This is a genomic window from Methanothrix soehngenii GP6, assembly GCF_000204415.1.
Lineage (GTDB): Archaea > Halobacteriota > Methanosarcinia > Methanotrichales > Methanotrichaceae > Methanothrix > Methanothrix soehngenii.
Map to the genome: position 1 here is coordinate 1,638,609 of NC_015416.1, position 24,632 is coordinate 1,663,240.

A 24,632-nucleotide genomic window follows, 5' to 3' on the forward strand; every position below is an offset into this window, starting at 1 on the left:
GCTCTGTCGAGCTCTTTTTCAGAGGACGAGATCCTTTCTGCAGCGGGTGAGGTTCTCGCATCCTTTATCTCTCACTACCAGAAGATCCTCCAGTCTCACTCCACCGATATCCGGATAGTATAGGCCCGGCTCTACGGTCACTACCTGCGAGCTTTTCAATATCTCCCCTCCTTCGCTCAGGGAGGGCAGCTCATGCACATCCAGCCCCACGCCGTGCCCGGTGGAATGGGTGAAGCCACAGCCATCCCTCTCGGAATAGCCCATCTCCTGGAAGACAGCGGAGACAGCGGCATGGACCTCCTCTCCTGATATGCCGCTTCGAATGGCACCGATCCCTGCCTCCTGGGCGGCAAGAACGGCATGGTAGAGCTCTTTTACCTCCCCAGGGGCCTCTCCTCGAAGGACGGTGCGAGTCATATCTGCGTAGTAGCGGTGCGTCTTGGACCGGGGATAGATGTCGATTACAATGGGGGAATTGGCGGGCAGGGGACCCGTCCCTCGCGCATGGGGTTCGGCTGCCTGGGTGCCGCCGGCAACGATGGTGTCTGCGGCTTCGCAACCATCCTGAAGGAGGGAGATATCGATGGCCGATCGAATCTGCTCAGCGGTAAGGGGCTGGCCCTGAAGGTATAGGGTATCTCCTCGAGGCTCAGAGCAGGCGATAAGCTCCACAGCTCGTTGCATCGCCCTCTCGCAGGCCCTCTGGGCAGTGGTTATGCAATCGATCTCCTGGGGGCTCTTCTTCGACCTTGCCCGCCTGGCCGGGCTCTCCAGGATCTGGATGTCGAAATGCCTGGATAATGGCTGGAATATACCTATCGGGAAGCTGTATGCAACTCCTAAGCGCAATACGTCGTGATCCCTCAAAAAATCCTTCAAGGCCTCTATGTAGGCCAGCTCCGGCTTTCCGCAGCTCTTCAGCTTCTCCATGATATGGTAGTCCCGGGTGCTTAGAACCTCATCTGCACAGGATTCCTTCTTCGCTCTGCTCTTTTCCATGGAGGAGACGAGGATCGAAGTCTTTTCCTGGAAGAGGATGGCGAACCTGTCCCCAGCAAGAAAATGGGAGAGGTAATACATATCCGAGTTGCTTATGCTATCTCCCACAAAGAGAAAGCCATCGATGTTTGATGAATCGAGAAATCTCAGAATATCCGATGACACGAAGTGCTACCTGCGAATGGATGAGGTCAGCTCAGAGATAAAAGAGGCCACATCCTGGCTCTTCTCAACAGCGGTGCCCGTGACTATCAGATCGGCTCCGGCGGCCACCAGCTCTGCGGCTGCTCTGCCGCTTCTTATGCCACCGCCCACAATGATCAGCACATCGCCCAGCAGCTTCTTCGTCAGTGCCACCATGCCCGCGGGCACCGGCGAGTCCGCCCCTGAACCGGCCTCCAGATAGACCAGCCTCATTCCCAGGTATTTTCCCGCCAAAGCGTATGCACAAGCCAGCTCCGGCTTCTTTCTGGGTATCAGGCGGGCATCGCCCACATAGCCCACCGTCCCACCAGGCTCGATGATGATATAGGCCATCGGCAAGGCCTCCAGGCGGTAGCGCAGCACCAGAGGCGCTCCCATGGCCTGGTTCTCAATGAGGTAGTTGGGAGAGCGGCTGTTTAGCAGGCTCATGAAGAAGACGGCATCGGCGTTCTCGCACAGCCCAGCTACGCTTGCCGGAAAGAGGATGACCGGAAGATCGGTCACCTTCTTGATCTCGGCCACGGTATTGTGCAGGAGGGCACCCGTGGCCCCCACCGAGCCACCTACCATGATGGCGTCCGTCCCCCCCTGGCTCGCTGCCTGGGCCATCCTCCCCGCTTCCTGGGGGGTTTGGGAATCAGGATCAATAAGGGTTAAGTGGCCCGCTCCGTGCTTTTTTACAGCATCCCTCAGGTGCAGCTCGACCCTGCCCATCTCAAAAGTCATTTTCAATCTAAGCGGTCTTGTTCTCCTTGGACTTCATCCGCAGGCCTTCATAGCCGCATTTGCGGCAGCGTGTAGCTTTTACTGGGTTTCGCGCATTGCAGCGCATGCATATCTTGAGGTTCAAGATTCTGTTTTCTGCTTCTGGAAATCTAGCCATAATAATCAGCTCTTCGTCGCAACTTACTCTGATATGAAACTTTGCATATTTTTAGCGCCGGGGTTGGGATTTTCCTGGCGGGTCTCTTGCGCCCCGTCATTTTGAACCCAAGTGTCCCTGGAAGGGACAACAGGTCTCGAGCCTGCCGCGTTTGAACTTCCGCCGGCCTTCGGCCGCCCGGAATTTGTCCGCTCTGCCACCCCGGCACAGGTTAGACACCCTCTGGCCCATGCTTTATATCTGTTGCTCCCCTGAATGCCTCCCACAGGAGTATGTTATGTCCCTTCGAGAAGAAGCTCTAGCCTTTCATGAAGCCGTCAGGGGAAAGATTGCCGTGCACAGCAAGGTGCCCTGCGCCACCAGCCGGGATTTGAGCCTGGCTTATACCCCGGGGGTGGCCGCACCCTGTCGCGAGATCGAGAGGAATCCGGATGACGTCTATCGCTACACTGCCAAGGGAAATCTGGTGGCAGTGGTAACGGACGGGACTGCCGTGCTGGGATTGGGCGATATAGGAGCTCTGGCCTCCATTCCGGTGATGGAGGGCAAAGCGATACTGTTCAAGAACTTCGCCGGGATAGATGCCTTTCCAATAGCTGTCGCCTCCAAGGATCCTGAGGATATAGTGAGGACAGTGGCCATGATCGAGCCGGTCTTCGGAGGGATAAACCTGGAGGATATCAGTGCTCCCCGCTGCTTTGAGGTGGAGGAGAGGCTGAAGAAGGCCCTGAAGATCCCGGTATTTCATGATGATCAGCATGGAACGGCAGTAGTCGCCCTGGCCGCTCTGATCAACGCCCTCCGCCTGGTAGGAAAGGACTTTCGGGATCTAAAGGTGGCAGTGAGCGGGGCAGGGGCTGCAGGGGTTGCCGTCACCAAGTTCCTTTTAAGCTTCGGAGCAAAGGACGTCATACTCTGCGATAGCAGAGGGGTGATTCATAAGTCTCGGCCGGACCTGAACCCCTCCAAGCAAAAGATCGCAGCTCTCACCAATCCACGCAATGTCACCGGCACTCTGGCCGATGCCATTCGTGGGGCGGACGTCTTTTTGGGCCTCTCTGTGGCAGGAATAGTGACCCCAGACATGGTGAGCAGCATGGCCGGGGATGCCGTGGTATTTGCCATGGCCAATCCCGAGCCGGAGATCATGCCCGAGCTGGCACTGGAGGCGGGAGCGGTTGTGGTGGCCACCGGCCGCTCCGACTATCCCAATCAGGTGAACAATGTCCTCGGCTTTCCTGGCATATTCCGGGGTGCTCTGGATGTGCGGGCCAGCGATATCAACGAACATATGAAGATGGCTGCCTCTCGGGCTATAGCCAGTCTGGTGGAGAACGTTACCCGGGAGTGCATCATCCCCTCTCCCCTGGACAGAAGGGTGGTTCCCGCGGTGGCGGAGGCAGTGGCCCGGGCGGCCATAGAGAGCGGCGTTGCCCGGGTGCCCGTCGATCCAGTCCAGGTGGGACGGAGGGCGGAGGAGATGGTGAGGACGCTGGAGAAGGATGTCTGTTGAATGCCTCCGATCGGATTGCCTTCTGATGGCGGTAAAGGAGCGCAAGGGCTTCTTTCCTTTTCAGCCTCGTCCCTGAACCACCAGGTATTAACCATCGGGCATCGCTAATTGCATAGAGTGAATTTCATGAGCAGGCAGTCAAAGAAGAGAAGAGACAGCCCGGAAGTGATCAGGAAAAGGCTGGAAAACAGCCTCCCCTGGTGCTTGTCCCGCTGGTTTGCCCGCCGCACGGGGCGCAGAAAGTAGATCGAATGAACTTTTTTTTGATTAGATTGAATTTTGCGCCGGCCGCCTTTTCAGCTCTCTTCTGCCATCAGATATCCTGTCACTGCTCCAGTTACCTCTGAGGTAGAACATCTGCCGCCCAGATCCGGCGTCCTCACCCCCGCCGACAGCGCCTTTTTCACCGCCTCCTCCATCCTGCCTGCCGCCTCCAGCTCGCCCAGCCACCTCATCATCATGGCAGCGCTGCGAATGGCTCCCACCGGATTGGCAATCCCCTTTCCGGCGATATCAGGAGCGCTGCCGTGAATGGGCTCGAACAGAGCGCGAGACTTCCCAAGATTGGCGCTGGCGCACAGCCCCAGGCTTCCTATCACCCCTGCCGCCTCGTCGCTCAGGATGTCTCCGAAGAGGTTGGTGGTGACCAGGACATCGAACCTCTGAGGGTTAGTCACCAGGTTGTAGGCGGCCGCGTCCACCAGCATATCCTCATAAAGAATGCCCCGCCGCTCCGCCACCTCCCGGCAGGTCTGCAAAAAGAGCCGGTCGCTTCGCAGCACATTGGACTTATGGATGATAGTAAGACGGCGGCGTCTCGCCGCCAGGTCGCATGCAGCCTCTGCGATCCTCTCCGAACCGCGACGGGTTATCACCCTCAGGGTACGCGATTCCTCCACCCCCACCTCCTCCACTCCGGAGTAGAGCCCCTCAGTATTCTCCCGCACAATGATGAAATCAAGGTCATGGGACTGGAAGGGCCGGATGTTGGCATAAAGGTCCAGGGCCCGGCGCAGCCTTAAGAGAACGCTTCTGTAATTGGGATCGGGTGGGGTGGTGATTGCACCCAAAAGAATGCAGTCGCAGCCAGAAATCTCTTCCAGATCATCTTCGTCCATCGCTTCCCCCGTCCTCTTCCAGCGGCCCAGGCCGATCTCAAAATGGACTAGATCGAGTGACGCTCCCGCTGCCCGCAGCACCTCCAGGGCGCTTTCAACCACTTCCGGGCCTATGCCGTCCCCGGCAATCACTGCTACCCTCTTAGATCCTTGACCAGACACCTTACCGCCTCCGCTATCTCCCAGGCACCATCACCCCAGTGGACAACAATTCCCGGCTGGCCGCACTTCTCCGTCCTCCCCCTTCGCTCCGACCGGCAGCAGCGAGTGATGAATGGCCCCTGGGGCTGAAATTCTCTTTCCCGGCAATGGATGGGACAGACGTTGATGAATTCGTGCTCCTTTCCTGGATTGTTGGCCAGAAAGATCTCTCGCGATACCTCGCAGCCCACTATCCTCGGCCGCTCGTGGACCACGGGGTCGCAATCCAGAGACCTTCCCAGCCCTCCTGCCCGGCAGGGATAATAGACGGACGGGCAGTAGAACCTCTCCAGGTTCAGGATCCTGGGCACGAACCTCACCATCAGGTCCCCCAGCACTCCGCAATCCTCCAGCCCCTGCAGGGTGCAGATCAGCCAGGGCGGATCTGGTGGGGAGACGTCCATGACCTCGATCTTCAGGACCTGGCCGGGGTCGGGATCTTTGACGAAGGTGATGTGCTCGTCCGGGCCCTGGAAGACCACTGTGTTCGCCCTGCCTTCTCGACAGATCTCATATGCCAGATCGATCAGGAGGGTTCTATTCCTGGTATCCACCCTCTCCGGATAGAAGGCGATCTCCTGGCCAGAAGCGATCAGCTCCAGATCCTGGACCTCTCTCATGAAGCCCTCCCCAATGCTCTTCACTGCATAGAGGCTGGGGCCGTCCCGGCTGATCAGATACCGGGTGGAAAAGTAGATGGGTCCGCCCCGCTCCTCCCTGTCCTTTATGCCCACGAATTTGTAGTTGTCCGGAAAGATCATGCCAGTCAGTCCAGGCCTCTCTCTCGTCGCCGGTGGGCCACCAGCCCACCGTCCTTCAGTATGGCCATCAGAAAGTCGGGCAGGCGGGTTCCCTGATAGACTCTGTCCTCCACCCGCACCGTACCTGCCTGAAGGTCCACCTCCACCAGGTCCCCCTCCTGGCAGACGGGCTGGGCCTCGATGAGAGGAAGGCCGACGTTGATTGCGTTCCGGTAGAATATGCGGGCGAAGGACCGAGCTACCACCGCGGCCACGCCCGCCTCTTTGAGTGCCAGGGGCGCCTGCTCGCGGGACGATCCGCTGCCGAAGTTCTCCCCGGCCACGATTATGTCTCCCTTCCCGACGCGCGATGCAAATTGAGGGTCTATGCCCTCCATGACATGCTCCGCCCAGAGATGGCGGTCTCGCGTCCGCAGGTACTTTCCCGGGATGATCACATCCGTGTCCACGTCGTCGCCAAAGATCCATGCCTTGCCCTTGATCATAATGCTGCCCACATCCTGTAGAGTATCTCCCTGTTCGAAGATGACATCATACATTGACCTCATGCCTTGATAATACTCTTTCCCCATCCGGCAGCCGACGGCAGCGGTCGCATTCACTTTCACCCTGCACGCCCATCCTTTTTCACCCCTGCCCTGGTCATAGTCTCATGCATCTCATCCTCATGCCCTCCCCAGTATCGCATGTCTCTCTTAGGATATCGCCGGCAATTATCGAAGGCCATTTATGGGGGGATTATATTGGATGTCTTTTGTATCTTATACACACTTTCAGAAATCAATGAAAAGATTTATAGATATCATTTTCAACGGTAACATATTTATTCTTACACGTACTAGGTTGAGGATAATGGCAAGCATTCTCGAACAATTGATCTGGCCCCGACACAGGAGGCCGAGAATGGAGCCCAAGGCCCTCTTTGAAATCGATTTAGATAGGAAAGCACGGGAGCTAGAGACGGCAAAGGAGATCCTGCAGGAGGTCTTCGCCACCAGCCTGGCTGAGGTGGATGAGATGATCAGGCTGCGCCTGGAGGATCGCGGCCTGCTGTGATCTTCTGCCTCGTCCCTTCTGCCAGTGCAGTCCTGCTGGCAAATCTGAAATATCATCAGCTCCTTATAGAATATCATGATTCTCGGCATATCAGGCAGCCCCCGCAATATGGCCACGGAGCATATCCTGGGCATGGCCCTTAAAATGCTGGAGGAGAAGGGCTATGAGACTGAGCTTTTTGCCATGCGAGGCAAGAACATCAGCCCCTGCAGGCACTGCGACTACTGCCTGAAGAATAAGGAGTGCATTGTCAAGGATGACATGTACCAGCTCTACCCCTTGATCCGGGAGGCAGAGGGCTTCGTGCTGGCCACCCCGGTCTACAACGGCAGCATGAGCGCCCAGATGAAGATCGCGATAGACAGGACCCGAGCCACTCTGGCCGCAGAGCCCCGATCATTGAGGCGCAAGCCGGGCATGGCGATAGCCATAGGGGGCGACCGCATGGGCGGCCAGGAGCTGGCGGTGCAGCAGATCCATACCTTCTACATTCTCAATGGCATGATCCCGGTGAGCGGGGGCTTCTTCGGCGCTAACCTCGGTGCAACCTTCTGGTCTCATGACACCCTGGAGGAGGCAGAAAAGGATGAAGAGGGATTCAGGTCCCTGCGGAAGACCACCCGCCGGTTCGCCGAGACCATGGAGTGGTTGAAAAAGATCGAGAAATAAAAGATCGAGAAATGATAGTGTACTCTCTGGTAAGAGTTCAGCAGTCTTAGGTGATGGCTATGGCAAATAAAGGGGCAAAGAGAAAGATCGCCTGGGGAATTACGGGCAGCGGCGACCGCATCACAGAGACGGTCGAGAAGATGATCGAGCTGCAAAAGCAGTATGATGATGTGGTGGATGTAAGGGTCTTCGTCTCCAAAGCAGGAGAGCAGGTGATAAAGTACTACAAGCTCTTCAATACCCTGGAGAAGCACTTCGATAAGGTCTGGGTGGAGATCAACTCCAACTCCCCCTTCCTCGCCGGCCAGCTGCAGGTGAGGCGCTATGAGTTCCTTCTCCTGGCCCCCACTACCTCCAACACCGTAACCAAGATCGCCCTGGGATTGGCGGACTCTCTGCTCTCCAATGCCGCCATCATGTCCCAGAAGGCATTTGTGCCCACCTATATCATGCCCTGCGACTATGCCCCTGGGATCTTAACTACAATCCTCCCCGACGGGAGCGAGATGAAGCTGCGCATCAGAAAAGAGGATGCAGAAAACGTGGATAAGCTTCGCCGCACCGAGGATGTCTATGTGCTGGAGACACCTGAGGAGATCGCCGGGGTCTTTGAACAATACTTCTCACGCCATTGATCCGATCTTGTCGACGCGCGCTAGCCATGATATTCTGGCCAGGGATATGATTTCCTGGCCTCTCTGGCCTTCTTTTTTAAAAATCGGCCGCTCTTTTTTTTGCTACTACTCTGGGCGAATAGTTCCACTCTTTCATCTCTTAATGGCCGATTGTCTCGAAAGGGTTTAGTACTCACGGCTACAATCCCAATCTTAACACGGGAACAGTCAAAAGTAATACTGGTGATCTCATGAAGGACGTAGGCATACTTGTACTCGGACATGGATCCAGCCTGCCTTTCAACAAGGAGCTGGTGGAGTCCCTCGCGCAGATGATCGGCAAGAACAATAGCTCCGGACCGGTCAGAACCGCTTATCTGAATATGAACCAGCCAGACATCCCCGCCGGCCTGAAGAGCTTCCAGGGCACCGGTGTGAAGAAGATCGTCGCTCTGCCTCTCTTCTTAGCCCATGGCGTTCACACCCGCCAGGATATACCGCATGAGCTGGGCGTGGACCCGGAGAAGCGCAGAGGCGTCTTGAACATCTGGGGGGATGAGGTGGAGGTAATCTGCGCCGAGCCCCTGGGCGTGGACGAATGCATAGCAGCACTGGCGATAAAGCGGGCAGAAGAGTCTCTAGAGTAGCTGTCCTGGATACCATCCACGGGGCAAACGTCATCGCCCGAAGGATGGTTGAGTGCGGCATCCAGGCTGAGCCCCTGGAGGTGTACCATCATACCGCCAGCCTCGACGCCTTCGATGAGGTGGTGGCCCCGGTACACCTTCCGCCAGATAATCCTCATTTGATCCAGGCGAAAGGTCTGGGAAAGAGGATCATCAGCCATCATCAGGCAGCGGGCGAGCTCATGGGCTCGATCGATGATGATGTGGTGAAAATCGAGGTCACAGGAACGCACAGCAAGACCACCACAGCGCTTTTATTGGCCATGATCCTCTCCCGCCAAAAGAGGGTCTTATCCCATACCACTCGCGGCCTGGAGATCTGGTCCGGCGGCAGACCTCAACTCCTGAAAGAGGGGCTGAGCATCACCCCTGCCAATGTGATCCTGGCGGCCCAGGAGGCGCTGGCCCAAGGAGCAGAGGCCCTGATATGCGAGATCTCTTTGGGCGGCACGGGTCTTGCGCAATTGGGGATTTTAACCAGCTTCACCAATGACTACCGCATTGCCGGCGGCACCAAATGGGCAAGCACCGCCAAGCTGCAGATGCTCTCTTTAGCCCGACGAGGGTCGAGGCTGGCGGCTAATGCGGATTGCAGAATCTCGCCCGATATCTCCTTTGCCAAAGGGGGCCTGGTCCGGGCCCTGCCGGATGGGCTGATCTATGGAGAGGAGAGGCTGGGGCTATATTTAGGCGAGGATTTGGATTTCGCCAGCTATCAGACGGCAATATCCGGGGCGGCAGCGGCTGCCGAGCTCCTGGAGCTGGAGAGGGAGGATACTATTAGGGCGCTTGAGGGATTCGGTGGCTTTTCCGGCCGGATGAAAATCGAGCGACTGGGCGGGCGGACGGTATTCGATAGCTCCAACTCCGGGCTCAAGGTCAGTGATATCGAAAGAGCCATGGACAAGGCTAGGGGCCCCAATCTGGTGGCAGTGGTGGGAGAGGATGCCCAGACGGTCTGCGAGGGCCTGGACATACCACGTCTCGCGGAGCTTCTCAGGAGGAGGCGCTCGGAGATCGAGGATCTGGTCTTAGTGGGAGAGAGGCTCCGCCCCCTGGCTAGAGAGCTTGGGGCAGAGACGGCCCAAGACCTTGTGGAGGGGCTCGAGAAGGCAGAATCCACTCGCCCCAAGAGGCTGCTTAGTGCGGTTAAGTGTTTCAGGTGATTAATAATGGCAAGCGAAATGCAAAATTTGAATGTACTTCATCCCAGGCCAAGCTCAATTGTGGCCGCTTTATACACACTGCGCGACCTGGGGGCTGATGTGGTCATATTGCACGGCCCGAGCGGATGCTGCTTCAAGCACGCCCGGCTTTTAGAGGAGGACGGGGTGAGAGTTCTGACCACAGCTTTAGATGAAGCGGGATTCGTCTTCGGGGGCCACAAGCCGCTGACCGCTCTTCTCAAAAAGGCGGTGGAGCTGTTTAATCCCCGGCTGATGGCCATATCCGGAACCTGCAGCAGCATGATCATCGGCGATGACCTGCATCAGGCAGTCTTAGAGGCAGACCTCGATATACCGGTGCTGGAGGTGGAGGTTCATGCCGGCTACAGGGATAACACCAAAGGGGTGATCATCACCCTGGAGGCGGCAAGGGATAAGGGGATAATTGATGAGGCGGAGTTCGTTCGCCAGAAGACCCTGCTGGAGAAGGCGACTGAGGTGGAGAGGCTCCGGGGAGCGGCCAGCGCAGAGTACCTCGCTCCGGAGAGGGGCGACCTGAAGTATCAGGCAGCAGAAAGGCTTTTGGAGCTGATTCAGCAGGGGAAGCGCGGCCTGAACATCCTCAATGCCAAGAAGGAGACCGCCTATATGTTTGCGGACATCACCGCAGCAGTGGCCGAGGTTGCTGGAGGGCAGGTGGATACCTTGGCCAACCTAAACGATCAGCTGGGCCTGCCCAAGGTGAGGAGGGACGCTGTCAATGTCGCTGGCGACCTTCGGGGCAGGGGCGTCCAGTTCAGCATCATCGGCGGCCTGGATGAGTATCCAGTTACAGGGGACGTCATCGCCCAGCGGGCCCAGGAGGGTGGCTACGACTTTGCCGTCGTGTCCGGTGTGCCCCATGCCCTGACCGCATCCGCTCTCCAGGGCCTGGAGATCTTCTCCATAACCAATGGGCCTCGTCAGGTCAAGCCCCTGCGCGATCTGGGCCATCAGCATGTCATGGTGGAGATCGATCTGCATCCCAAGACCATGGGGGTGACAAGCATAGTAGAATCGGAGTTTGGAGCCACCCTCCGGGCCATGAATAAGGCCCGGGCTAAACAGGATGGATAAAGAGATAACAGAGACAAAGCAAAGCTAGTTTATGGCTGCCCTCGGCTGAGCAGCCTTTCTCAAAACATCTTGGGAAGTTCTGTGAGCAATGCGTATATGACAAAGCCAATGGATCCGATGATCCCTATGCCGGCCATAGATACCTTGGCGATCATGTTGAACTCTTCTCTGGTGGGCTTTCTAGCCAGCTTCAGGACGCGAATGTATTCGTTTATGTTTGTGGAGGGCAAGGTGACGCCTAAATCCACATCGTCCAGGTCCAGCTTGCTCCTCAGGTCCAGCCTACTCTTGTGATCGGGCTTTTGCCTGGCAGAGCTCTTCTTCTCCGCTTCGATATTTCCCTCGCTCATTCTCCAGAAGGAATGAATTGGAGTATAAAAAAGCTTTCGATCAGCTCTCCTGGCTTGAGCCCTCTATCTCCACCCGGCTCTCCTTTTTGCGGGATATGTTCTCCACAAACCTGGGAATGGCCTCTGCCAGGTGATCCACCAGAGTGTCACGGCTCTCCTTCATCCTCTCTATTCTCACTCCATGCTGGTCGATGATCACCACTGCTATGGGTTTCATCCCCAGGCCACCCCCGCCTGCCCCTCCAGCGGGATCTGTCTCCTTTCCAGTCCCAGACCCAGCGCCAAAGCCCATCCCCACGCTCATCAGGGGAACTATGGTCTTTCCCTCTACCGTGATGGGATCGCCAACCGCCGTCCGGGGGGAGAGGGACTTTTGCATCTCCGTGGTTATGGTCTTCAGAATATCGGTCAGTCCTTCCATATCCTCAACTCATCTCAAATATTGTCGCGGATAGATGAAAAAGCTTTCTGGGCTGGCTGTTCGGCATCTGGCTGCCGGAGGGGATCCTTTGGGGACACACCCTGGGGCAATACATCGGCCTGTGGGGGATGTATCTGGGGATCATGGTCTCTCTCTTGGGCATTGCCTGGGGGCTTGATTGCAGCTTCAGCCCTGGGGACCCGGACCCTGGCTCTCCCTCTTCTCCTTGAACTTTATGAGCAGGGTGAGAAGGTCGTTGTAGGGTGTTGGGATCTCATTCTCACGGGCTAAGCGGGAGATTGCCCCGTTCAGGGCCTCGATCTCCGTCTTTCTCTTGGCCAGGATGTCCTGCAGCATGCTGGCACGATGATCCCGGGTGGGCGGGAGCTGGGTCTCCAATAGAAAGCGGTAGTAATCATCTGCTCCTTTGTAAGGAAGGGGGACCTTCAGGGCCTGGCAGACCAGGAAGATCTCCTCTATGATCCCCCTGATGATCATCCTCGTCTCCTCGTTCTCTCCCAGCCGGCCATAGGGAACCTCTAAGATGGCTCCCAGGGGATTGAGAGAGCAGTTGTAGAGCACCTTTCCCCAGAGGGCGGACCAGATCTCCTCTTTTGAGACCGCCCTTGCCGGGATGCCGGAGAGCCGGAGGTCGTCCTTCAGGGTCTGCAATAGGGCCCGGTTCACCGGGCAGAAGGGCTCGCCTAAGAGGACGTCGTCTGCGTTCACAGTCACCTTTGCCAGTCCGGGAACTGGAATCTCTGCTCCGAAGATCACCCGCGCTCCCACCGTCCTTTTCTCGCCCACGAGCCTGGCGATGGTCTCCCAGTTGCCCAGACCATTCTGGATGGAGACCATGATACCATCCTCCGCCAGCAATTCTGCTGCCTCCCGTGCGGCCGTTTCCGTGTCCTTGGATTTTACCGATAGGAGGATGGTCGAATATCTCTTTTCTCGATTCAGGGGATCGGAAAGAATATCAATCTCCTCTGGAGGGACGAGGTGCTCGCCCCAGATGCCTGTTATCCTCAGGCCCTGCTCTTTGATGGCCAAAAGGTGAGATCCTCTACCGGCAAAGGTCACAGATCTATTGATCTTGTGCAGGAAGCCTCCCAGGACGCTTCCAATGGCTCCTGCGCCGTAAATTAGATAAGTGGGGCTCTGGCTCTCGTTCATTTGGAGATGCTTTGCGCGGACGATTTAAGAGGATTTCGAAATAAAAAATTCGGCAAAGAGAAACTTCAGCTGAACAAAGAGCTCAGGTTCACCTCTTGCCATGGCTGTTCTGCAGTCTTCATCCAGAGAATTCTGGTCTGGGGAACAAAGACAACCTGATGATTGGTGGAGAAATTCATGCCACCCATAGTGTAATGTAGGAAAGTGGCTCCGCCGTCCTCAATGAGAACATCCCGAATCTCCATCATCTTGCTCGCATCAATGCTTCCCTTGTTCTCTTCGGATAGGTTCAATAGGTTGGTATATCGCCGCAAAGAATCCTCATCGGATATCTCAATATGCCATGTAGGATCGAGGAAGTGGTTGGCGGCCGCGATCTGATCTGGTCCTTCTCTTCTCTTTGTCTCATACAGGTTCATTTCATAAGAATATGCTTTGTCCGGACCTGCGACATTTACTATCCATGACGAATCCGGCCTGGTAGACATGATGAGTTCTCTTGCCGCGGGAGTCACGCTTGATAAACCAGGCATAAAAGGGCGGCATGGAGTGGAATCCTGACTGCTTCCCTTTTAGGCGAAATTTTTCTACGACCATGCAAAAAGTTTAATACATAGGGAGCGCGGAGGGTCACGAATTCCCCATCCTTTAGGTTGGGGATGAAGTGAACCCTCGCCCATTTTCCATGTTTTCCCAAGGTTGATTAACAGGGTTTTCTGGCAATCTGATGCAGATTCACAATTATTCTGGTCGCTAAATCAAATGAACCTATGATGTGACTGTTTCTGGATCCCATCTAACCGAAGCGCGCGGCCCGAAGCATACCCCATCCCTTTAGGGTGGGGTGGCCGCGCGCAGTTTGATTTCTAGGCGTTCGCTACTTTTGGACTCTCATTTATTTCTGCAGAAGGTTTTTTGGGATTCAAGCCCATATACGTCTCAGCTAATCCTCTCAAAGCCTTGTATCCTTTTTCTGTGATCATGTAATCCCCTCTTTCATTACGCTGCAAGATCATACCACAATCCAACAATTTCTGCAAATGGAAGAGCAAGTTACCGCCCCGAAGCCCCGTGAGGCTTGAAAGTGCTGAAAAAGTCTTTGTCTCGGATGAAAGAACTTTCATAATCTGTATTCGCTGCTTATTGCTTAAAGGCTCAATCATCTCATCAACTATTCGTTCCTCGGATAGTGCGAGAATAATTTCGTTCGATTCACCTTTGTCCCTATATATGTTAAGAGAATGCATAAGATCTACCTGTTTATCGAGAATTCTTGAGGTTTCTGAGAAACATCTGACGCATTGGTCATAGCGAGCATTCTCTCTTAGTCCTTTTAATTTCGATCTGGCCTTGCTAATAGATTCCTCAGATACTTTGCCATCTCTTATCTGTTCTATGTTTCTTTTTAATAAGTCACTGAATAACGATCTACAGGCCTCCCTCATATGGCAGTTTTTCTCCATATTTCTTTCCAGTCCTTGCTCAATCTCATTTGTCGCATAACCTATGATAGCATTAGAGAAATCGCTTCTGCAACCTTTGAGGATGGATTCGAGATGTTGCTGATTTGACCGTTCAATAAATCTCTTTAAATCTTCATGCATTTCTGAAAGCTTTGATCGGATCGCAACAAGCTCGCTTTGCATATCATCTTTCATGAGATGATCTGGGATACGGATAGATAAAAAGGTTTCTATTTTATAATTCTTAGTCATTTTGATGCACTAGAATGCACCAGGTGCATTTTTGTGAAGCTAAAGTATATATTCATATACATGCAGAAAGTATTGAAGGTGAAATACTATGAATGTAAAAGACGAGATACATGCCCAGATAGAAGGCGCGCTTAAGAATGCAAAGTTTCCAATCAACACGCCCGAAGAGCTTTTAGCAGCGATGCCTCAGGGAGCAGCTACAAAGTGCAAGGCAGGAGATGTCGAGCTTACAGCAGGGGATGCTGGAAAAGTCTTGGAGGCCACTGACTTTCCATTTAAAAGTGCTAAACAGGTTGCAGATGTTATAGTCCAAAGAGCAGGGCTATAATTTGTTTTCTTTTTAATCATTGAACGGAGGAAATAATATGGTGAATATGCCGAAAGATGTCAGGGAGACACTTGAAAAGCAAAAGCCCATTCCAATAGCCACAGCAAATAAAGCAGGCGTGCCGAATGTTGTCTTTGTTGGGCTTTTGAAGATACTCGATGATGAGACATTGATGTTGGCGGACAACTTCTTTAATAAGACAGCGGCTAACCTGGAAGAGAATCCAAAGATTTCGATACTCTGCTACGATCCCCAAACCAGTAAATCCTTCCAGATCAAGGGAAGCGCAAAAGTCCACAAAGAAGGCCAGGTTTATGAGGATATGAGAAATTTTGTGCATGGCATCAACGACAAACTACCCGCAAAAGCAGCAGTTATAGTGCAGATCGAGGAGATATACAACGCCCTGTATGGACCAGGAGCAGGTGCGAAAATAGCTTAAGCATAGATGTCGAGAGTTATGAGTTCGCAACCTTGAATCGTTGGCAAAAAGAAATATCAAAATTGGAGCTTGGGACTTTCAAGAACTCCCTATTATTTTCAGTGAGCATAATTTCTGTAAATCGAGGCATCACTATGTCAGAGCACATTATAGAAATGGCCAAAGCCCTGGTGAAAGTGAAGGACGGGATGATCGAAGTACTGATCAAACCCACAATCCGCCATTGTCCATTAAGGAACGACTTGTATGGCTTCGAGGAAGAAAACCACAAGACCGTAGAAAAGGTCTTGAGAAGGCATATCGAAGAATTCGGGATGTACGGTCCCAATCGTGTACTGGAGAGCGATCAGAAGCCAGTGAGCTTCGGAGCTTCGGAAATCATAGTGGATGCCATGACAGAGGGTCTTGTGGATGCCGCAGTAGTTGTCTGTGAAGGTGCAGGAACGGTGATAATCACAAGACCAGAAGTGCTTCAGGCCGTGGGGGCACACATGACAGGTCTTATAAGCACCGAGCCTATTAAAGAGATACAGGATGGTTTGAAACAGAAAGGTTGCTTGCTTCTTGATAAGCAATGCACGATTGATCAGGTCGAAGGTTATATAATGGCAGTGGAGGCTGGTTTCAGGAAAATAGTTGTGACCATAACCGGACATAAGGCATCAGAGGCTAAGCGGTTACAGGAACTGGGCGAAATCTCCGGTGTTAAACCGGTCGTCGTTTCAGTTCATAATACAGGCATTAGCGTTGAAGAAGCGGAAACTTTGTCTGATTATTGTGATATTGTATGGGCCTGCGCCTCAAAGCAGGTTAGGGAAATAGTAGGAAAAAGATCGAAGCTTCAGATCGGAATCTCTATCCCGGTCTTCGGAATGACTCAGGCGGGAAAGCAGCTGATACTGAATCGGGCATTACATTTCGAAGACGGACTGATCATTCATCGGGCAAGTTTACCGTATACGCCTATTGAAAAGCAACCTGAGCCGCTAATGTAGCACTGAGTAAGCGGTTAAAGATGAAGAGAAATCTCCATTTACTTTGCTTCCAACAAAATGATCGATCCTATCCAACAAATGCGCATTCAATGGTGTCTCATTTTAGTGGCAACCCATTCCCTGCGTCATTTGTAGGATTGCAGCTTTACTGAACGCGGCGATCAATTCTGTTACAGGAGGCTCTCTTAACGGCTCAACTAATTTGCCATTCTTAATTAATCCTGCCTTTATAGCGAATTCGAACACATATGGGTAATACATCCCACATCCCGCAGGTGGCTTTGTTTTGTGAAACATTTTTATGTTGACATGATCTTTTAAGTGGAAAAGGGATATGAAGGGGCTTGAAATGAAATTATCAACGCTATCGCTTGACCACTTAGGGTTAGTTGCCGCGATATTCGATGCTTTGGGAATTTCAGAGGTGATTGATGAATCGATTCCTAAGACTCGTAACTGCAAACTGAGCCATTCTGCGATAATAAAAGCATTGGTGATCAACGGATTGGGTTTCGCGGAACGCAGACTGTATATATTTCCCAGCTACTTTGAAAATTTAGCGCTAGAACGTCTTTTTAATCCTGGTGTCGTCCCGGAAGATTTTAACGAGGATGTTGTCGGCAGAACCCTCGACCGAATCAATAAATTCGGCTCGACAGCTCTTTTCAATAATATAGCCATTAAATGCATGCAACAGCTCGCTTTTGGCACTAATATCTACCATGTTGATACCACGAGTTTTGGTGTTCATGGCGATTACGAAGGACTGGACTGCAAGCCTGCTATGGAGATAACTCTTGGTCATCCTAAAGACGGTCGCTGGGATCTAAAACAGTTCATTGTGAGCATGGTGACCAATCAATGCGGTATTCCTCTCTTTGTCCAGGCTCATTCAGGAAATAAATCGGATAAGAAAACTCTTATTGAGACGATTCAGATGTTCAAGTCGAATCTGGACTTCTCCGGAAAGAACTACTTTGCGGCAGATAGCGCCCTCTTCAGTTCCGAGAATATTCGTCTTCTTGGCGATAGCACTCTATGGATAACTCGTGTTCCAACAACCGTTCGTGAGGTTAAAGATCTTCAGAGACGAGATCTAGAGATGAAAACATGCTCTGATGATCGATATAGTATCCTTGAGACGGAAATTAACTATGGTGGAATAGATCAGAAGTGGGTTGTGGTCGATTCCAGAGAAATGCATGCTAGTAAGGCAAAGACTTTCGATAGACGGATAGGCAAAGAGTTCACTGAAACGCGAAAATCGCTTAAGAAACTGGGATATATAGTTTTTGCGTGTGAAGCTGATGCCAGAAAGGCTGCAGATCGATGGATATCGGAAAATCCTCATTTCACACTAACTGGCTTAAGTATATGTGAAATCTCCAAACGCATCGACTCAAAAAGAGGCCGTCCAAAGAAGGGTGAGCAGCTTGAGAAAGGCTATCTCATTGAAGGAGAAGTTCAGCGAAATGAGGCAATGATCGCTAACGAGAGAGCTAGACTTGGCAGATTCGTCCTGGCGAGTAACGATAAGACTCTCGATGGGGAGTTGATGCTTCAATATTACAAAGGCCAAAACGCTGTCGAGAAAGGCTTTCGATTCCTAAAAGACAAAAGCTTCCGAGTGGCAGAAGTCTATCTCAAGAAAGAGGAACGGATCGAAGCTCTATCCATGATAATGGTTCTATCTCTGTTGATCTATTCGATTGCAGAATGGATGATTCGGAAGAGGCTGAAAGAATCAGGAGAAACTGTGTTAAACCAGCTAGGGAAACCCACGCAATGTCCTACGTTGAAATGGATATTCCAGAAGTTCAGGAATATAAATGAGGCAATTATTGAACTGAAGGGATCGGTTCATCGAGAGGTCATTAATCTAAATGAAGAACAAATTAAAATTATCAAGTTGTTCGGCCTAGGATGTGAAAAATGCTATATCGGATGAGAGACATGCGGGATGTGGGATACATGCGAGCATTTGCTGTTTCCCCCTTTTGCTTCAATGTAACACGTTGTTTCTGAGTTTCGGAATGTTTTACCTTGAGCGATAGGCCTAATGCAATGTTCATGAAAAAACTTTAAAGCTTCGCAGAAGCTTTCAGCATTTATCACTTCGTTCCCGTCCAATCCGACTACTTTATACATAGTAAACCCTTTGATCACACTCGGTTAGTTTTTCTGAAAACCGACGACATTCGACGACATAGCCAGCTAAAAGCTCATTGTTATTGAAACTAGGGCCAAAGGAGGCTGCAATAAATTGCAGCCTCTCTAACTTCAGTTTCGGTTAAGCATTTCTTCCTCTGCAATTCAGGGTCATTCTAGAATGCCTTCTTCCTGCAATACCTCGACTACTTGCATCAGTTGTCCTTCACTCAGTCTTAGCTTGGAACGTATATCTGAGGACGTGAACTCTCCCCCGGTTTCCTCGATGAATGAGATGACCCTTTGCTTATCCTCATCGGTGACTTCCTCTAACTTCCACCCTTCAGTAATCTTCTTGTCATCGACAGGTCTCACAACACCTTCTACGACCGGATGGTCGACCTCGAGTAGGAACTCTTTGAGGGAGGAGATATCTCTAGCATCCTCTTCAGTAGCGATCTTGCTATATATCTCCTCTGGAATTCCTTCCTTTACTCTCTCCTTGAGATTCTTGGACATCCATACGATCCTTCTCCAGCCGCCATCTGCCTGCAAGAACTTAGATGAGAAGTAGTACAGAATGCCTATCCCCAGGAATCCCACAACCTGCTTGCCGCCGCCAGTCTGTCCTGCCATGGTCGAGAAAGGCAATCCGTTGGGAGCTGAGCCTTTGAAATCACGATCCGCTAATCCTATGCCGTCAACCTCAGGTATGTAGAAACCTATGGTCTCGAAGCATCCGCAGGAGGTATGAGGGGCGTCGAAGAAGGTATATAGCTTCATGATATTATACTCACCACCAGATCTCTTTGCAGCTGCCTCGTTGACGCTTTCATACTCACCAGCAATTGCGTCCTTAAGCCCTGTTTTAGGTATCGGAAATTGGGGTCCTTCTGGATCTACCTTGGCCGCAGCGCGTCCATCGAACCAGGTGATAGCACCACATAGGGATGGCCTATCAGGAGTTACTACACATGAGCTTGTAGGAGCAAATGCTTGGCAAAGAGTGCATCCATAGAATACATCGACATCCTCATCGTGCAGCCCCTTGGCGCGTTCATCACGAGCCTTGTAGATGGTCATGGCACTGGCAAGTTCCTCTTTCACCTTTGCTGGATCGGTAACCACCGTGACCTCCATTTTCTCTATGAAGGGCATCTCAGCCTTGTACAGCTCGATGACCGGTTTGAATATCTGTTCCCACGAGGTCACACCCTTCTTCTGCAAACTTTTGCCCAGTCTCATCCAGATGTCGTACCTTTGATTCAGGTGCATTAAGCCGCTGATATAAGAGAGAAGGGAATGATTGCGCCTCTCGATGATTGATTCCAGGTCCTTCTCGACCTTCTCACCGCCAACCTTGAAGCTCATTCCGAAGGGTATGGTTGAGCCCTCTTTGATATCTTTGAGGTCGGGACCGATGATATTCACCTTTCCATCCTCGATCTGATCCATAAGTGTTGCTATGCTTAGCTCGAATCCATCTGCTTTCGGGCCGCCCATCTCCACCCACAGGTCCTCTTTCCTGATGCGTTCCCCTTCATACATGGGGGAAATATCCAACTTAACTTCTGCGGTCATTATCTTTTACCTCTTAGAGCTAACTTTACACGAATTCCGCTGGCCTTCGATCACTGGCGCGTTTTATTTCTCGCGCACAATTCTTTTGCACATGACTAATTATCTCGGTTATACATATATACTTTAGCGTTATGAAAATATACCAGATTGGATTTTGTATATATTTATAACCTTGAAATTCATAGAGGAAACCTTTTAATATCTTTAAGGAACTCATTATATTGATCTGGAAATTCCGACTTTTTTCCTGGAATGCAATTACAGATAAACAGATCTTAAAAAGATAAAGGAGTCAGACTAAATGAACCTACGCATCTATGTTGTTCTAGCATTAGCAACTATACTGTTTTTAAGCGCTAATACCTTTGCACAGAAATCAGTAGGAGTTGCTATCGAATCGGATAGTATAGCCCCAGCACCGGCATCGATTGGTGCAGATGTTCCCCTAACTTACTTTGGACTGCTCCCTCAACAGTTCAGCGTGAACTCGTGGGCCCCTATCAACTGTTGAGATCAGGCATGATCGATCTAGATGCTGGCACGATAACTCTGCCGCTTTATCAGGGCCAGATGAAAGATGGCCGAAAAGTCTGGTACATTCTAACAGACACTGATAATAAAGGGAACGCAGACGCTCTCGGTCTCAATTATGCAGCCAAGCTGACATATGAGGATTTCGAAAAACTAATCAATCGAAATATTTATATACTATTGATACTATAATATAATATGTATGAGGACCCTCATTGATTTTGCCGTTAGAGCAGAATATGCTCGGATTAAAGCACTCGGAGACGATCTGTGCGATATCGGATCGCAAGTCGATTGGGAGCGTTTCAGGTTTCTAGAGCCCTTGATGTATAAGAATAAAACCAGTCTAGGAGGCCGTCCCAATATCGATATTGTGATAATGATAAAGCTGCTCGTACTCCAGCGTTGGTTTGGCTTATCAGATCCCGAATTAGAACGACAAGTTGCCGATAGGATCTCTTTTCGAATCTTCCTTGGCACTACTGAGGCGGTTCCCGATTTCAGTACTGTTTGGCTATTTCGCGAGCGTTTGATTAAGAGCGGCAAATCCAAGGACCTTTGGAAGGAGCTTCAAAGGCAGATGGAAGAGAAAGGGTATGCTGTAAAAGAGGGCTCTATTCAGGACGCGACTTTTATAACATAAGTTTGATAAAGTCTTACTTGATATTTCTATTAATATTATTAATAGCCAGGCCAAACCAACAAGATCTGATGAGGAGCCAACAAATGAAGGAAGCTGGGCAAAAAAAGGGCGTCAAGAGTTTCTTCGGCTATAAAGAAAGCTACCAGGGGGCACAAGTTAGGAATCAGAGACATCCTTAGAAACAAGAGAATCAGCAAGAAGCGGTCACATATCGAAAGGTGTTTTGCGGTTATGAAACGAGCCCATAAGGCAGGACATGTCCTTGTGACTACCGTTGCCAGGGCAGGGATGAAATTCATGATGAGCGCATTCGTTTATAACCTGGTACAGTTGAGACATTTGGCAAACAAACCTCTAACCTAGCGGAGGCCATCTAAAAACATGTAAAAGAATGGAAGAAAATGAGCTAAATTGCGACCATGAAGACAAATTGGAGCAAAATCATGAAGAATTTGGACTATAAAGATTGAAAATATTAACGCGAGAATTTAAACCTGTGTTAACAGAGGATAAATCGAAGCCCTCTAATGTAAGGACGGGATTCGCCTGCTATACTTTCGAGCCGAAGTCGAATATACCGATCAAGGTTATCGTTCTTGACGATACCCAAAGGGATGATGATCTCAACAACCCAGATTCTCTCGGCTATGGACATGCCTCTCTCGACAACGAACGATATGACTGGCTTGTAAAAGAACTTGATAAGGGTCAGGCTGAAGGCAAGCTCATGATCATCGCAGCTCACATACCTATAAGCGTCGAACAGGCAGATTCAATGATGGGGTGGAACCCAGCAGCTCCAATATCCGAAGCGCAGCTGATTTCCAAACTCCATGAATATCCGAATCTCATCCTGTGGATCGCGGGACATCGTCATCTCAATATCGTTACCGCACTAAAATCACCGGATGCTGCCCGTCCTGAACTCGGCTTTTGGGAGGTTGAAACCGCGTCATTAAGGGATTTCCCTCAGCAGCTGCGCACTTTCGAGATTGTCCGCAACAGCGACAATACTGTTTCAATCTTTGCGACCGACGTTGATCCGGCAGTCCGAGAGGGGTCGCTCGCTGCAATATCGCGTTCTTATGCGGCAGCAACTCGGCAGATATTCAACATGACACCAGATCCAATGTCCACTGGTTCATACGATGCAGAGCTTGTCAAGCAATTGACTCCGGAAATGCAGGCAAAATTGTCAGTTGTGGGAGGTGGGATTTAGCTATCTGTTCTGATAGCTCCAATGCTTTATATCAAGACTTCTTCCTCCACCCTCACCACCTCAATTCCCGCCTGCTCTAGAAAATCCAGTGCAGTCTGGTCGGGGTAGCAGTGCAGGTAGACCACCTTGGCCACTCGGGCGTTGATCATCATCTTGGCGCAGAGGATGCAGGGCTGGTGGGTGCAGTAGAGCGTCGCTCCCTCGATGGAGATGCCGTGCATCGCCGCCTGGATGATGGCGTTCTGCTCGGCGTGCACCGCCCGGCATAATTCGTGGCGGGTGCCGCTCTGGACACCTTCCCGGGCGCAGCCCACCACATCGCAGTGATCGAGACCCGCAGGCGCGCCGTTATACCCCGTGGTCAGGATCCTCTTGTTCTTCACAAAGAGAGCTCCCACCTGGTTGCGCAGACAGGTGGAGCGCTTGGCCACCACTATGGCTATCTCCATAAAGTACTCATCCAGGCCGGGACGTTCGATAGAGGGCATCAGCCTGGATAGCTGCCCTCTTGCTTAATAAGCTCTCTATGAGACTTCTGGCCCTCAGAGGATGACAACGGAAGCTTAATATCTCCTCCTTGCATCGATTGCGGAACATGTCTATTCACTGGGCTGATGTCATAGCCGAGAAGCTGGAAGGCTCTGGCCCCCATACCATCGCCACCGGCATTACCCCCTCCGGACCGGTTCACATCGGCAACATGCGCGAGGTCATGACCGCAGAGGCCGTCTATCGCGCTCTCCTGGACAGAGGGGTACAAGCGCGTCTGATCTACATCGCCGACACCTTCGACCGGCTGCGCCGGCTCTACCCCTTCCTGCCGGAGAGCTTCAATGAGCATATAGGCAAGCCCCTCTCCCAGATACCCTGCCCTGAGGGCTGCTGCGCCAGCTATGCCGACCATTTCCTCACTCCCTTCCTGAAGAGCATGGAAAGGCTCGGCATAAAACCGGAGGTCTACCGGGCAGATGTCCTCTACAAAGAGGGCAAATACAACGATGCCATCAAGACCGCCTTCTCCCGGAAGGACGACATAGCTCGCATACTGAAAGAGGTCAGTGGCCGCGCAGTCCCCGAGGGCTGGAGCCCGTTTGATGCCATCTGCAAGGTCTGCGGCCGGACGAACACCACTCACGTTACGGGATTCGACCTGGATGCCGAGACAGTGGACTATGTCTGCTCCTGCGGCAGCCAGGGCACTGTCTCCATGGCAGGCGGGGGAAAGCTGGTCTGGCGAGTGGACTGGCCGGCCCGCTGGCCCATATTCCGGGTGACTGTGGAGCCCTTCGGCAAAGATCATGCCACTGCGGGCGGCTCATACGATACCGGCAAGAGGATCAGCGAGGAGATCTATGGCTATCCCGCTCCTTTCCCCATGGTCTACGAATGGATCCACCTCAAGGGAGTGGGAGCCATGCACAGCTCCACCGGGATTGTGGTCACCATCCAGGAGATGCTGGACGTCGTCCCGCCCGAGGTCCTGCGTTACCTGATCATCCGGAACAAGCCGGAAAAGCACATCGAGTTCGACCCCGGCCTGCCGCTATTGAGCCTGGTGGACGAGTACGACCAGAGAAAAGGGGATGAGAGGGCCATCGAGCTCTCCAACATCAGCAAGAGCGGCCCCTTCGAGATACCATTCAGGCATATGGTCACTGCCGTCCAGATCGCCCGGGGAGATGAGGAACAGCTCTTCGTCGCCCTGAAGAGGTCGGGCTATGATGTCATATCCAGAAGGGAGGAGATCTTGGGCCGAGCAAGGAACGTGCTGGTCTGGCTGGAGAAGTATGCACCCAAATATGTCAAATTCCAGCTGCAGGAGACTCTTCCTGCTGCGGTAAACAACCTCTCCCCCGCCGAACGCCAGGCCCTGGGCCTGCTCGCCGGAAGGATCGAGGATAAGAGCGCTGCCGAGATCCACGATCTGGTCTATGTCGTGGCCAAGGAGATGGACCTGGACTCCAAGAAGTTCTTCCAGGCGATATACCTGACATTTCTGGGAGACAGGCAGGGTCCGAAGGTGGGCTGGTTCCTGGCCAGCCTGGACAGGGATTTTGTCAGGTCCAGGCTAGCAGCGGCCGCTTCCCCTGCCTGAGG

General features: G+C 52.2%; 27 protein-coding genes, 1 tRNA gene and 1 pseudogene. 14 read left to right on the forward strand and 15 right to left on the reverse strand.

Going from position 1 to position 24,632, the window contains the following annotated elements:
- Window positions 1-18 precede the first annotated feature (18 nt).
- From MCON_RS08230 to MCON_RS16170, 4 genes are all read right to left on the reverse strand, one after another.
- Window positions 19-1,164 carry a M24 family metallopeptidase gene (locus MCON_RS08230; RefSeq protein ID WP_013719536.1) on the reverse strand — a complete coding sequence of 382 codons (1,146 nt, stop codon included), beginning with the start codon at window positions 1,162-1,164 and terminating at the stop codon, window positions 19-21.
- A 6-nt stretch (window positions 1,165-1,170) separates the two neighbouring features.
- Complete coding sequence (locus tag MCON_RS08235; protein WP_013719537.1) at window positions 1,171-1,929, reverse strand: phosphoglycerol geranylgeranyltransferase; 759 nt, start codon at window positions 1,927-1,929, stop codon at window positions 1,171-1,173.
- Between the two features lie 7 nt (window positions 1,930-1,936).
- Complete coding sequence (locus MCON_RS08240) at window positions 1,937-2,086, reverse strand: 50S ribosomal protein L40e (protein WP_013719538.1); 150 nt, start codon at window positions 2,084-2,086, stop codon at window positions 1,937-1,939.
- Between the two features lie 55 nt (window positions 2,087-2,141).
- Window positions 2,142-2,292 (reverse strand) — tRNA-Ser (locus MCON_RS16170).
- Window positions 2,293-2,363: 71 nt separating this feature from the next.
- On the opposite strand from MCON_RS16170, the gene MCON_RS08245 reads away from it, so the two are divergent.
- Window positions 2,364-3,599: an NAD(P)-dependent malic enzyme gene (locus MCON_RS08245; RefSeq protein WP_013719539.1), complete on the forward strand. Its 1,236-nt coding sequence runs from the start codon at window positions 2,364-2,366 to the stop codon at window positions 3,597-3,599.
- A gap of 296 nt (window positions 3,600-3,895) precedes the next feature.
- Here MCON_RS08245 and MCON_RS08250 read toward each other — a convergent pair whose 3' ends face one another.
- The 4 genes from MCON_RS08250 to MCON_RS16905 all read right to left on the reverse strand — a co-directional run bounded on the left by MCON_RS08250 (window position 3,896) and on the right by MCON_RS16905 (window position 6,406).
- Window positions 3,896-4,879 carry an isocitrate/isopropylmalate dehydrogenase family protein gene (locus MCON_RS08250; RefSeq protein WP_048132180.1) on the reverse strand — a complete coding sequence of 328 codons (984 nt, stop codon included), beginning with the start codon at window positions 4,877-4,879 and terminating at the stop codon, window positions 3,896-3,898.
- Window positions 4,852-5,679, reverse strand: coding sequence for a DUF7714 family protein (locus MCON_RS08255; RefSeq protein ID WP_013719541.1), 828 nt, complete (start codon window positions 5,677-5,679; stop codon window positions 4,852-4,854). Before MCON_RS08255 ends, MCON_RS08250 begins: the two co-directional genes overlap by 28 nt.
- Before the next feature lie 5 nt (window positions 5,680-5,684).
- Entirely contained in the window at window positions 5,685-6,164 is a 480-nt protein-coding gene (locus MCON_RS08260) for a 3-isopropylmalate dehydratase small subunit (RefSeq protein WP_013719542.1), read from the reverse strand.
- Between the two features lie 119 nt (window positions 6,165-6,283).
- Window positions 6,284-6,406: a hypothetical protein gene (locus tag MCON_RS16905; RefSeq protein WP_269798788.1), complete on the reverse strand. Its 123-nt coding sequence runs from the start codon at window positions 6,404-6,406 to the stop codon at window positions 6,284-6,286.
- Window positions 6,407-6,531: 125 nt separating this feature from the next.
- Here MCON_RS16905 and MCON_RS16175 point away from each other — a divergent pair, with 125 nt between their 5' ends.
- The 6 genes from MCON_RS16175 to cfbD all read left to right on the forward strand — a co-directional run bounded on the left by MCON_RS16175 (window position 6,532) and on the right by cfbD (window position 10,986).
- Window positions 6,532-6,735 carry a hypothetical protein gene (locus MCON_RS16175; RefSeq protein ID WP_157863740.1) on the forward strand — a complete coding sequence of 68 codons (204 nt, stop codon included), beginning with the start codon at window positions 6,532-6,534 and terminating at the stop codon, window positions 6,733-6,735.
- Between the two features lie 75 nt (window positions 6,736-6,810).
- Complete coding sequence (locus MCON_RS08265) at window positions 6,811-7,404, forward strand: flavodoxin family protein (protein WP_013719543.1); 594 nt, start codon at window positions 6,811-6,813, stop codon at window positions 7,402-7,404.
- Between the two features lie 53 nt (window positions 7,405-7,457).
- Window positions 7,458-8,039 carry an archaeoflavoprotein AfpA gene (gene afpA, locus MCON_RS08270; protein ID WP_013719544.1) on the forward strand — a complete coding sequence of 194 codons (582 nt, stop codon included), beginning with the start codon at window positions 7,458-7,460 and terminating at the stop codon, window positions 8,037-8,039.
- Window positions 8,040-8,269: 230 nt separating this feature from the next.
- Entirely contained in the window at window positions 8,270-8,665 is a 396-nt protein-coding gene (gene cfbA / locus MCON_RS08275; protein WP_013719545.1) for a sirohydrochlorin nickelochelatase, read from the forward strand.
- A complete protein-coding gene (cfbE, locus tag MCON_RS08280) occupies window positions 8,617-9,870 on the forward strand; it encodes a coenzyme F430 synthase (RefSeq protein WP_048132184.1) in 1,254 nt (417 codons plus the stop codon). Before cfbA ends, cfbE begins: the two co-directional genes overlap by 49 nt.
- A 6-nt stretch (window positions 9,871-9,876) precedes the next feature.
- Window positions 9,877-10,986, forward strand: coding sequence for a Ni-sirohydrochlorin a,c-diamide reductive cyclase catalytic subunit (cfbD, locus tag MCON_RS08285; protein ID WP_013719547.1), 1,110 nt, complete (start codon window positions 9,877-9,879; stop codon window positions 10,984-10,986).
- A gap of 59 nt (window positions 10,987-11,045) precedes the next feature.
- On the opposite strand, the gene MCON_RS17130 is transcribed toward cfbD, so the two are convergent.
- The 5 genes from MCON_RS17130 to MCON_RS08310 all read right to left on the reverse strand — a co-directional run bounded on the left by MCON_RS17130 (window position 11,046) and on the right by MCON_RS08310 (window position 14,591).
- Window positions 11,046-11,234, reverse strand: a complete 189-nt coding sequence (locus MCON_RS17130; RefSeq protein WP_013719548.1) for a protein translocase SEC61 complex subunit gamma — start codon at window positions 11,232-11,234, stop codon at window positions 11,046-11,048.
- 142 nt (window positions 11,235-11,376) lie between these two features.
- Complete coding sequence (locus MCON_RS08295; RefSeq protein ID WP_013719549.1) at window positions 11,377-11,757, reverse strand: GerW family sporulation protein; 381 nt, start codon at window positions 11,755-11,757, stop codon at window positions 11,377-11,379.
- A gap of 186 nt (window positions 11,758-11,943) precedes the next feature.
- A complete protein-coding gene (locus tag MCON_RS08300) occupies window positions 11,944-12,933 on the reverse strand; it encodes a ketopantoate reductase family protein (protein WP_013719550.1) in 990 nt (329 codons plus the stop codon).
- 65 nt (window positions 12,934-12,998) lie between these two features.
- Window positions 12,999-13,421 (reverse strand): C45 family peptidase, encoded by a 423-nt coding sequence (locus tag MCON_RS08305; RefSeq protein ID WP_013719551.1) that lies wholly within the window; start codon window positions 13,419-13,421, stop codon window positions 12,999-13,001.
- Between the two features lie 378 nt (window positions 13,422-13,799).
- Window positions 13,800-14,591, reverse strand: coding sequence for a winged helix-turn-helix domain-containing protein (locus MCON_RS08310; protein WP_013719552.1), 792 nt, complete (start codon window positions 14,589-14,591; stop codon window positions 13,800-13,802).
- Between the two features lie 145 nt (window positions 14,592-14,736).
- On the opposite strand from MCON_RS08310, the gene MCON_RS08315 reads away from it, so the two are divergent.
- The 4 genes from MCON_RS08315 (at window position 14,737) to MCON_RS08330 (ending at window position 18,361) form a co-directional block, all read left to right on the forward strand.
- Entirely contained in the window at window positions 14,737-14,976 is a 240-nt protein-coding gene (locus tag MCON_RS08315; protein WP_013719553.1) for an MTH865 family protein, read from the forward strand.
- 37 nt (window positions 14,977-15,013) lie between these two features.
- The gene (locus MCON_RS08320; protein ID WP_013719554.1) at window positions 15,014-15,418 is read left to right on the forward strand and encodes a pyridoxamine 5'-phosphate oxidase family protein; all 405 of its coding nucleotides are present in this window, start codon (window positions 15,014-15,016) and stop codon (window positions 15,416-15,418) included.
- A gap of 134 nt (window positions 15,419-15,552) precedes the next feature.
- Complete coding sequence (locus MCON_RS08325; RefSeq protein WP_013719555.1) at window positions 15,553-16,413, forward strand: methanogenesis marker 8 protein; 861 nt, start codon at window positions 15,553-15,555, stop codon at window positions 16,411-16,413.
- A 349-nt stretch (window positions 16,414-16,762) separates the two neighbouring features.
- Window positions 16,763-18,361 (forward strand): IS1634 family transposase, encoded by a 1,599-nt coding sequence (locus tag MCON_RS08330; RefSeq protein ID WP_083804761.1) that lies wholly within the window; start codon window positions 16,763-16,765, stop codon window positions 18,359-18,361.
- A 371-nt stretch (window positions 18,362-18,732) separates the two neighbouring features.
- Here MCON_RS08330 and cdhC read toward each other — a convergent pair whose 3' ends face one another.
- A complete protein-coding gene (gene cdhC, locus MCON_RS08335; RefSeq protein WP_013719557.1) occupies window positions 18,733-20,142 on the reverse strand; it encodes a CO dehydrogenase/CO-methylating acetyl-CoA synthase complex subunit beta in 1,410 nt (469 codons plus the stop codon).
- A gap of 733 nt (window positions 20,143-20,875) precedes the next feature.
- Between cdhC and MCON_RS17135 the strand changes: the two are divergent.
- Both MCON_RS17135 and MCON_RS08350 read left to right on the forward strand, forming a co-directional pair.
- Window positions 20,876-21,679 (forward strand): annotated as a pseudogene (locus tag MCON_RS17135) (transposase).
- Between the two features lie 133 nt (window positions 21,680-21,812).
- Window positions 21,813-22,535 (forward strand): metallophosphoesterase family protein, encoded by a 723-nt coding sequence (locus MCON_RS08350; RefSeq protein WP_013719562.1) that lies wholly within the window; start codon window positions 21,813-21,815, stop codon window positions 22,533-22,535.
- 26 nt (window positions 22,536-22,561) lie between these two features.
- Here the strand turns inward: MCON_RS08350 and MCON_RS08355 are convergent, their stop codons facing one another.
- Window positions 22,562-23,023, reverse strand: a complete 462-nt coding sequence (locus MCON_RS08355) for a deoxycytidylate deaminase (protein ID WP_013719563.1) — start codon at window positions 23,021-23,023, stop codon at window positions 22,562-22,564.
- Between the two features lie 107 nt (window positions 23,024-23,130).
- Here MCON_RS08355 and lysS point away from each other — a divergent pair, with 107 nt between their 5' ends.
- Window positions 23,131-24,630: a lysine--tRNA ligase gene (gene lysS / locus MCON_RS08360; RefSeq protein WP_013719564.1), complete on the forward strand. Its 1,500-nt coding sequence runs from the start codon at window positions 23,131-23,133 to the stop codon at window positions 24,628-24,630.
- Window positions 24,631-24,632: the final 2 nt, after the last annotated feature.

Bases quoted from the DNA above. Each gene is read 5' to 3' on its own strand.
- MCON_RS08235 (WP_013719537.1), bottom strand. From the start codon at position 1,929: ATGACTTTTGAGATGGGCAGGGTCGAGCTGCACCTGAGGGATGCTGTA.
- MCON_RS08240 (WP_013719538.1), bottom strand. From the start codon at position 2,086: ATGGCTAGATTTCCAGAAGCAGAAAACAGAATCTTGAACCTCAAGATA.
- MCON_RS08245 (WP_013719539.1), top strand. From the start codon at position 2,364: ATGTCCCTTCGAGAAGAAGCTCTAGCCTTTCATGAAGCCGTCAGGGGA.
- MCON_RS08255 (WP_013719541.1), bottom strand. From the start codon at position 5,679: ATGATCTTTCCGGACAACTACAAATTCGTGGGCATAAAGGACAGGGAG.
- MCON_RS08260 (WP_013719542.1), bottom strand. From the start codon at position 6,164: ATGATCAAGGGCAAGGCATGGATCTTTGGCGACGACGTGGACACGGAT.
- MCON_RS16905 (WP_269798788.1), bottom strand. From the start codon at position 6,406: ATGGCCTTCGATAATTGCCGGCGATATCCTAAGAGAGACATGCGATAC.
- MCON_RS16175 (WP_157863740.1), top strand. From the start codon at position 6,532: ATGGCAAGCATTCTCGAACAATTGATCTGGCCCCGACACAGGAGGCCG.
- MCON_RS08265 (WP_013719543.1), top strand. From the start codon at position 6,811: ATGATTCTCGGCATATCAGGCAGCCCCCGCAATATGGCCACGGAGCAT.
- afpA (WP_013719544.1), top strand. From the start codon at position 7,458: ATGGCTATGGCAAATAAAGGGGCAAAGAGAAAGATCGCCTGGGGAATT.
- cfbA (WP_013719545.1), top strand. From the start codon at position 8,270: ATGAAGGACGTAGGCATACTTGTACTCGGACATGGATCCAGCCTGCCT.
- cfbE (WP_048132184.1), top strand. From the start codon at position 8,617: ATGCATAGCAGCACTGGCGATAAAGCGGGCAGAAGAGTCTCTAGAGTA.
- cfbD (WP_013719547.1), top strand. From the start codon at position 9,877: ATGGCAAGCGAAATGCAAAATTTGAATGTACTTCATCCCAGGCCAAGC.
- MCON_RS08295 (WP_013719549.1), bottom strand. From the start codon at position 11,757: ATGGAAGGACTGACCGATATTCTGAAGACCATAACCACGGAGATGCAA.
- MCON_RS08300 (WP_013719550.1), bottom strand. From the start codon at position 12,933: ATGAACGAGAGCCAGAGCCCCACTTATCTAATTTACGGCGCAGGAGCC.
- MCON_RS08305 (WP_013719551.1), bottom strand. From the start codon at position 13,421: ATGTCTACCAGGCCGGATTCGTCATGGATAGTAAATGTCGCAGGTCCG.
- MCON_RS08310 (WP_013719552.1), bottom strand. From the start codon at position 14,591: ATGAAAGATGATATGCAAAGCGAGCTTGTTGCGATCCGATCAAAGCTT.
- MCON_RS08315 (WP_013719553.1), top strand. From the start codon at position 14,737: ATGAATGTAAAAGACGAGATACATGCCCAGATAGAAGGCGCGCTTAAG.
- MCON_RS08320 (WP_013719554.1), top strand. From the start codon at position 15,014: ATGGTGAATATGCCGAAAGATGTCAGGGAGACACTTGAAAAGCAAAAG.
- MCON_RS08325 (WP_013719555.1), top strand. From the start codon at position 15,553: ATGTCAGAGCACATTATAGAAATGGCCAAAGCCCTGGTGAAAGTGAAG.
- MCON_RS08330 (WP_083804761.1), top strand. From the start codon at position 16,763: ATGAAATTATCAACGCTATCGCTTGACCACTTAGGGTTAGTTGCCGCG.
- cdhC (WP_013719557.1), bottom strand. From the start codon at position 20,142: ATGACCGCAGAAGTTAAGTTGGATATTTCCCCCATGTATGAAGGGGAA.
- MCON_RS08355 (WP_013719563.1), bottom strand. From the start codon at position 23,023: ATGCCCTCTATCGAACGTCCCGGCCTGGATGAGTACTTTATGGAGATA.
- lysS (WP_013719564.1), top strand. From the start codon at position 23,131: ATGTCTATTCACTGGGCTGATGTCATAGCCGAGAAGCTGGAAGGCTCT.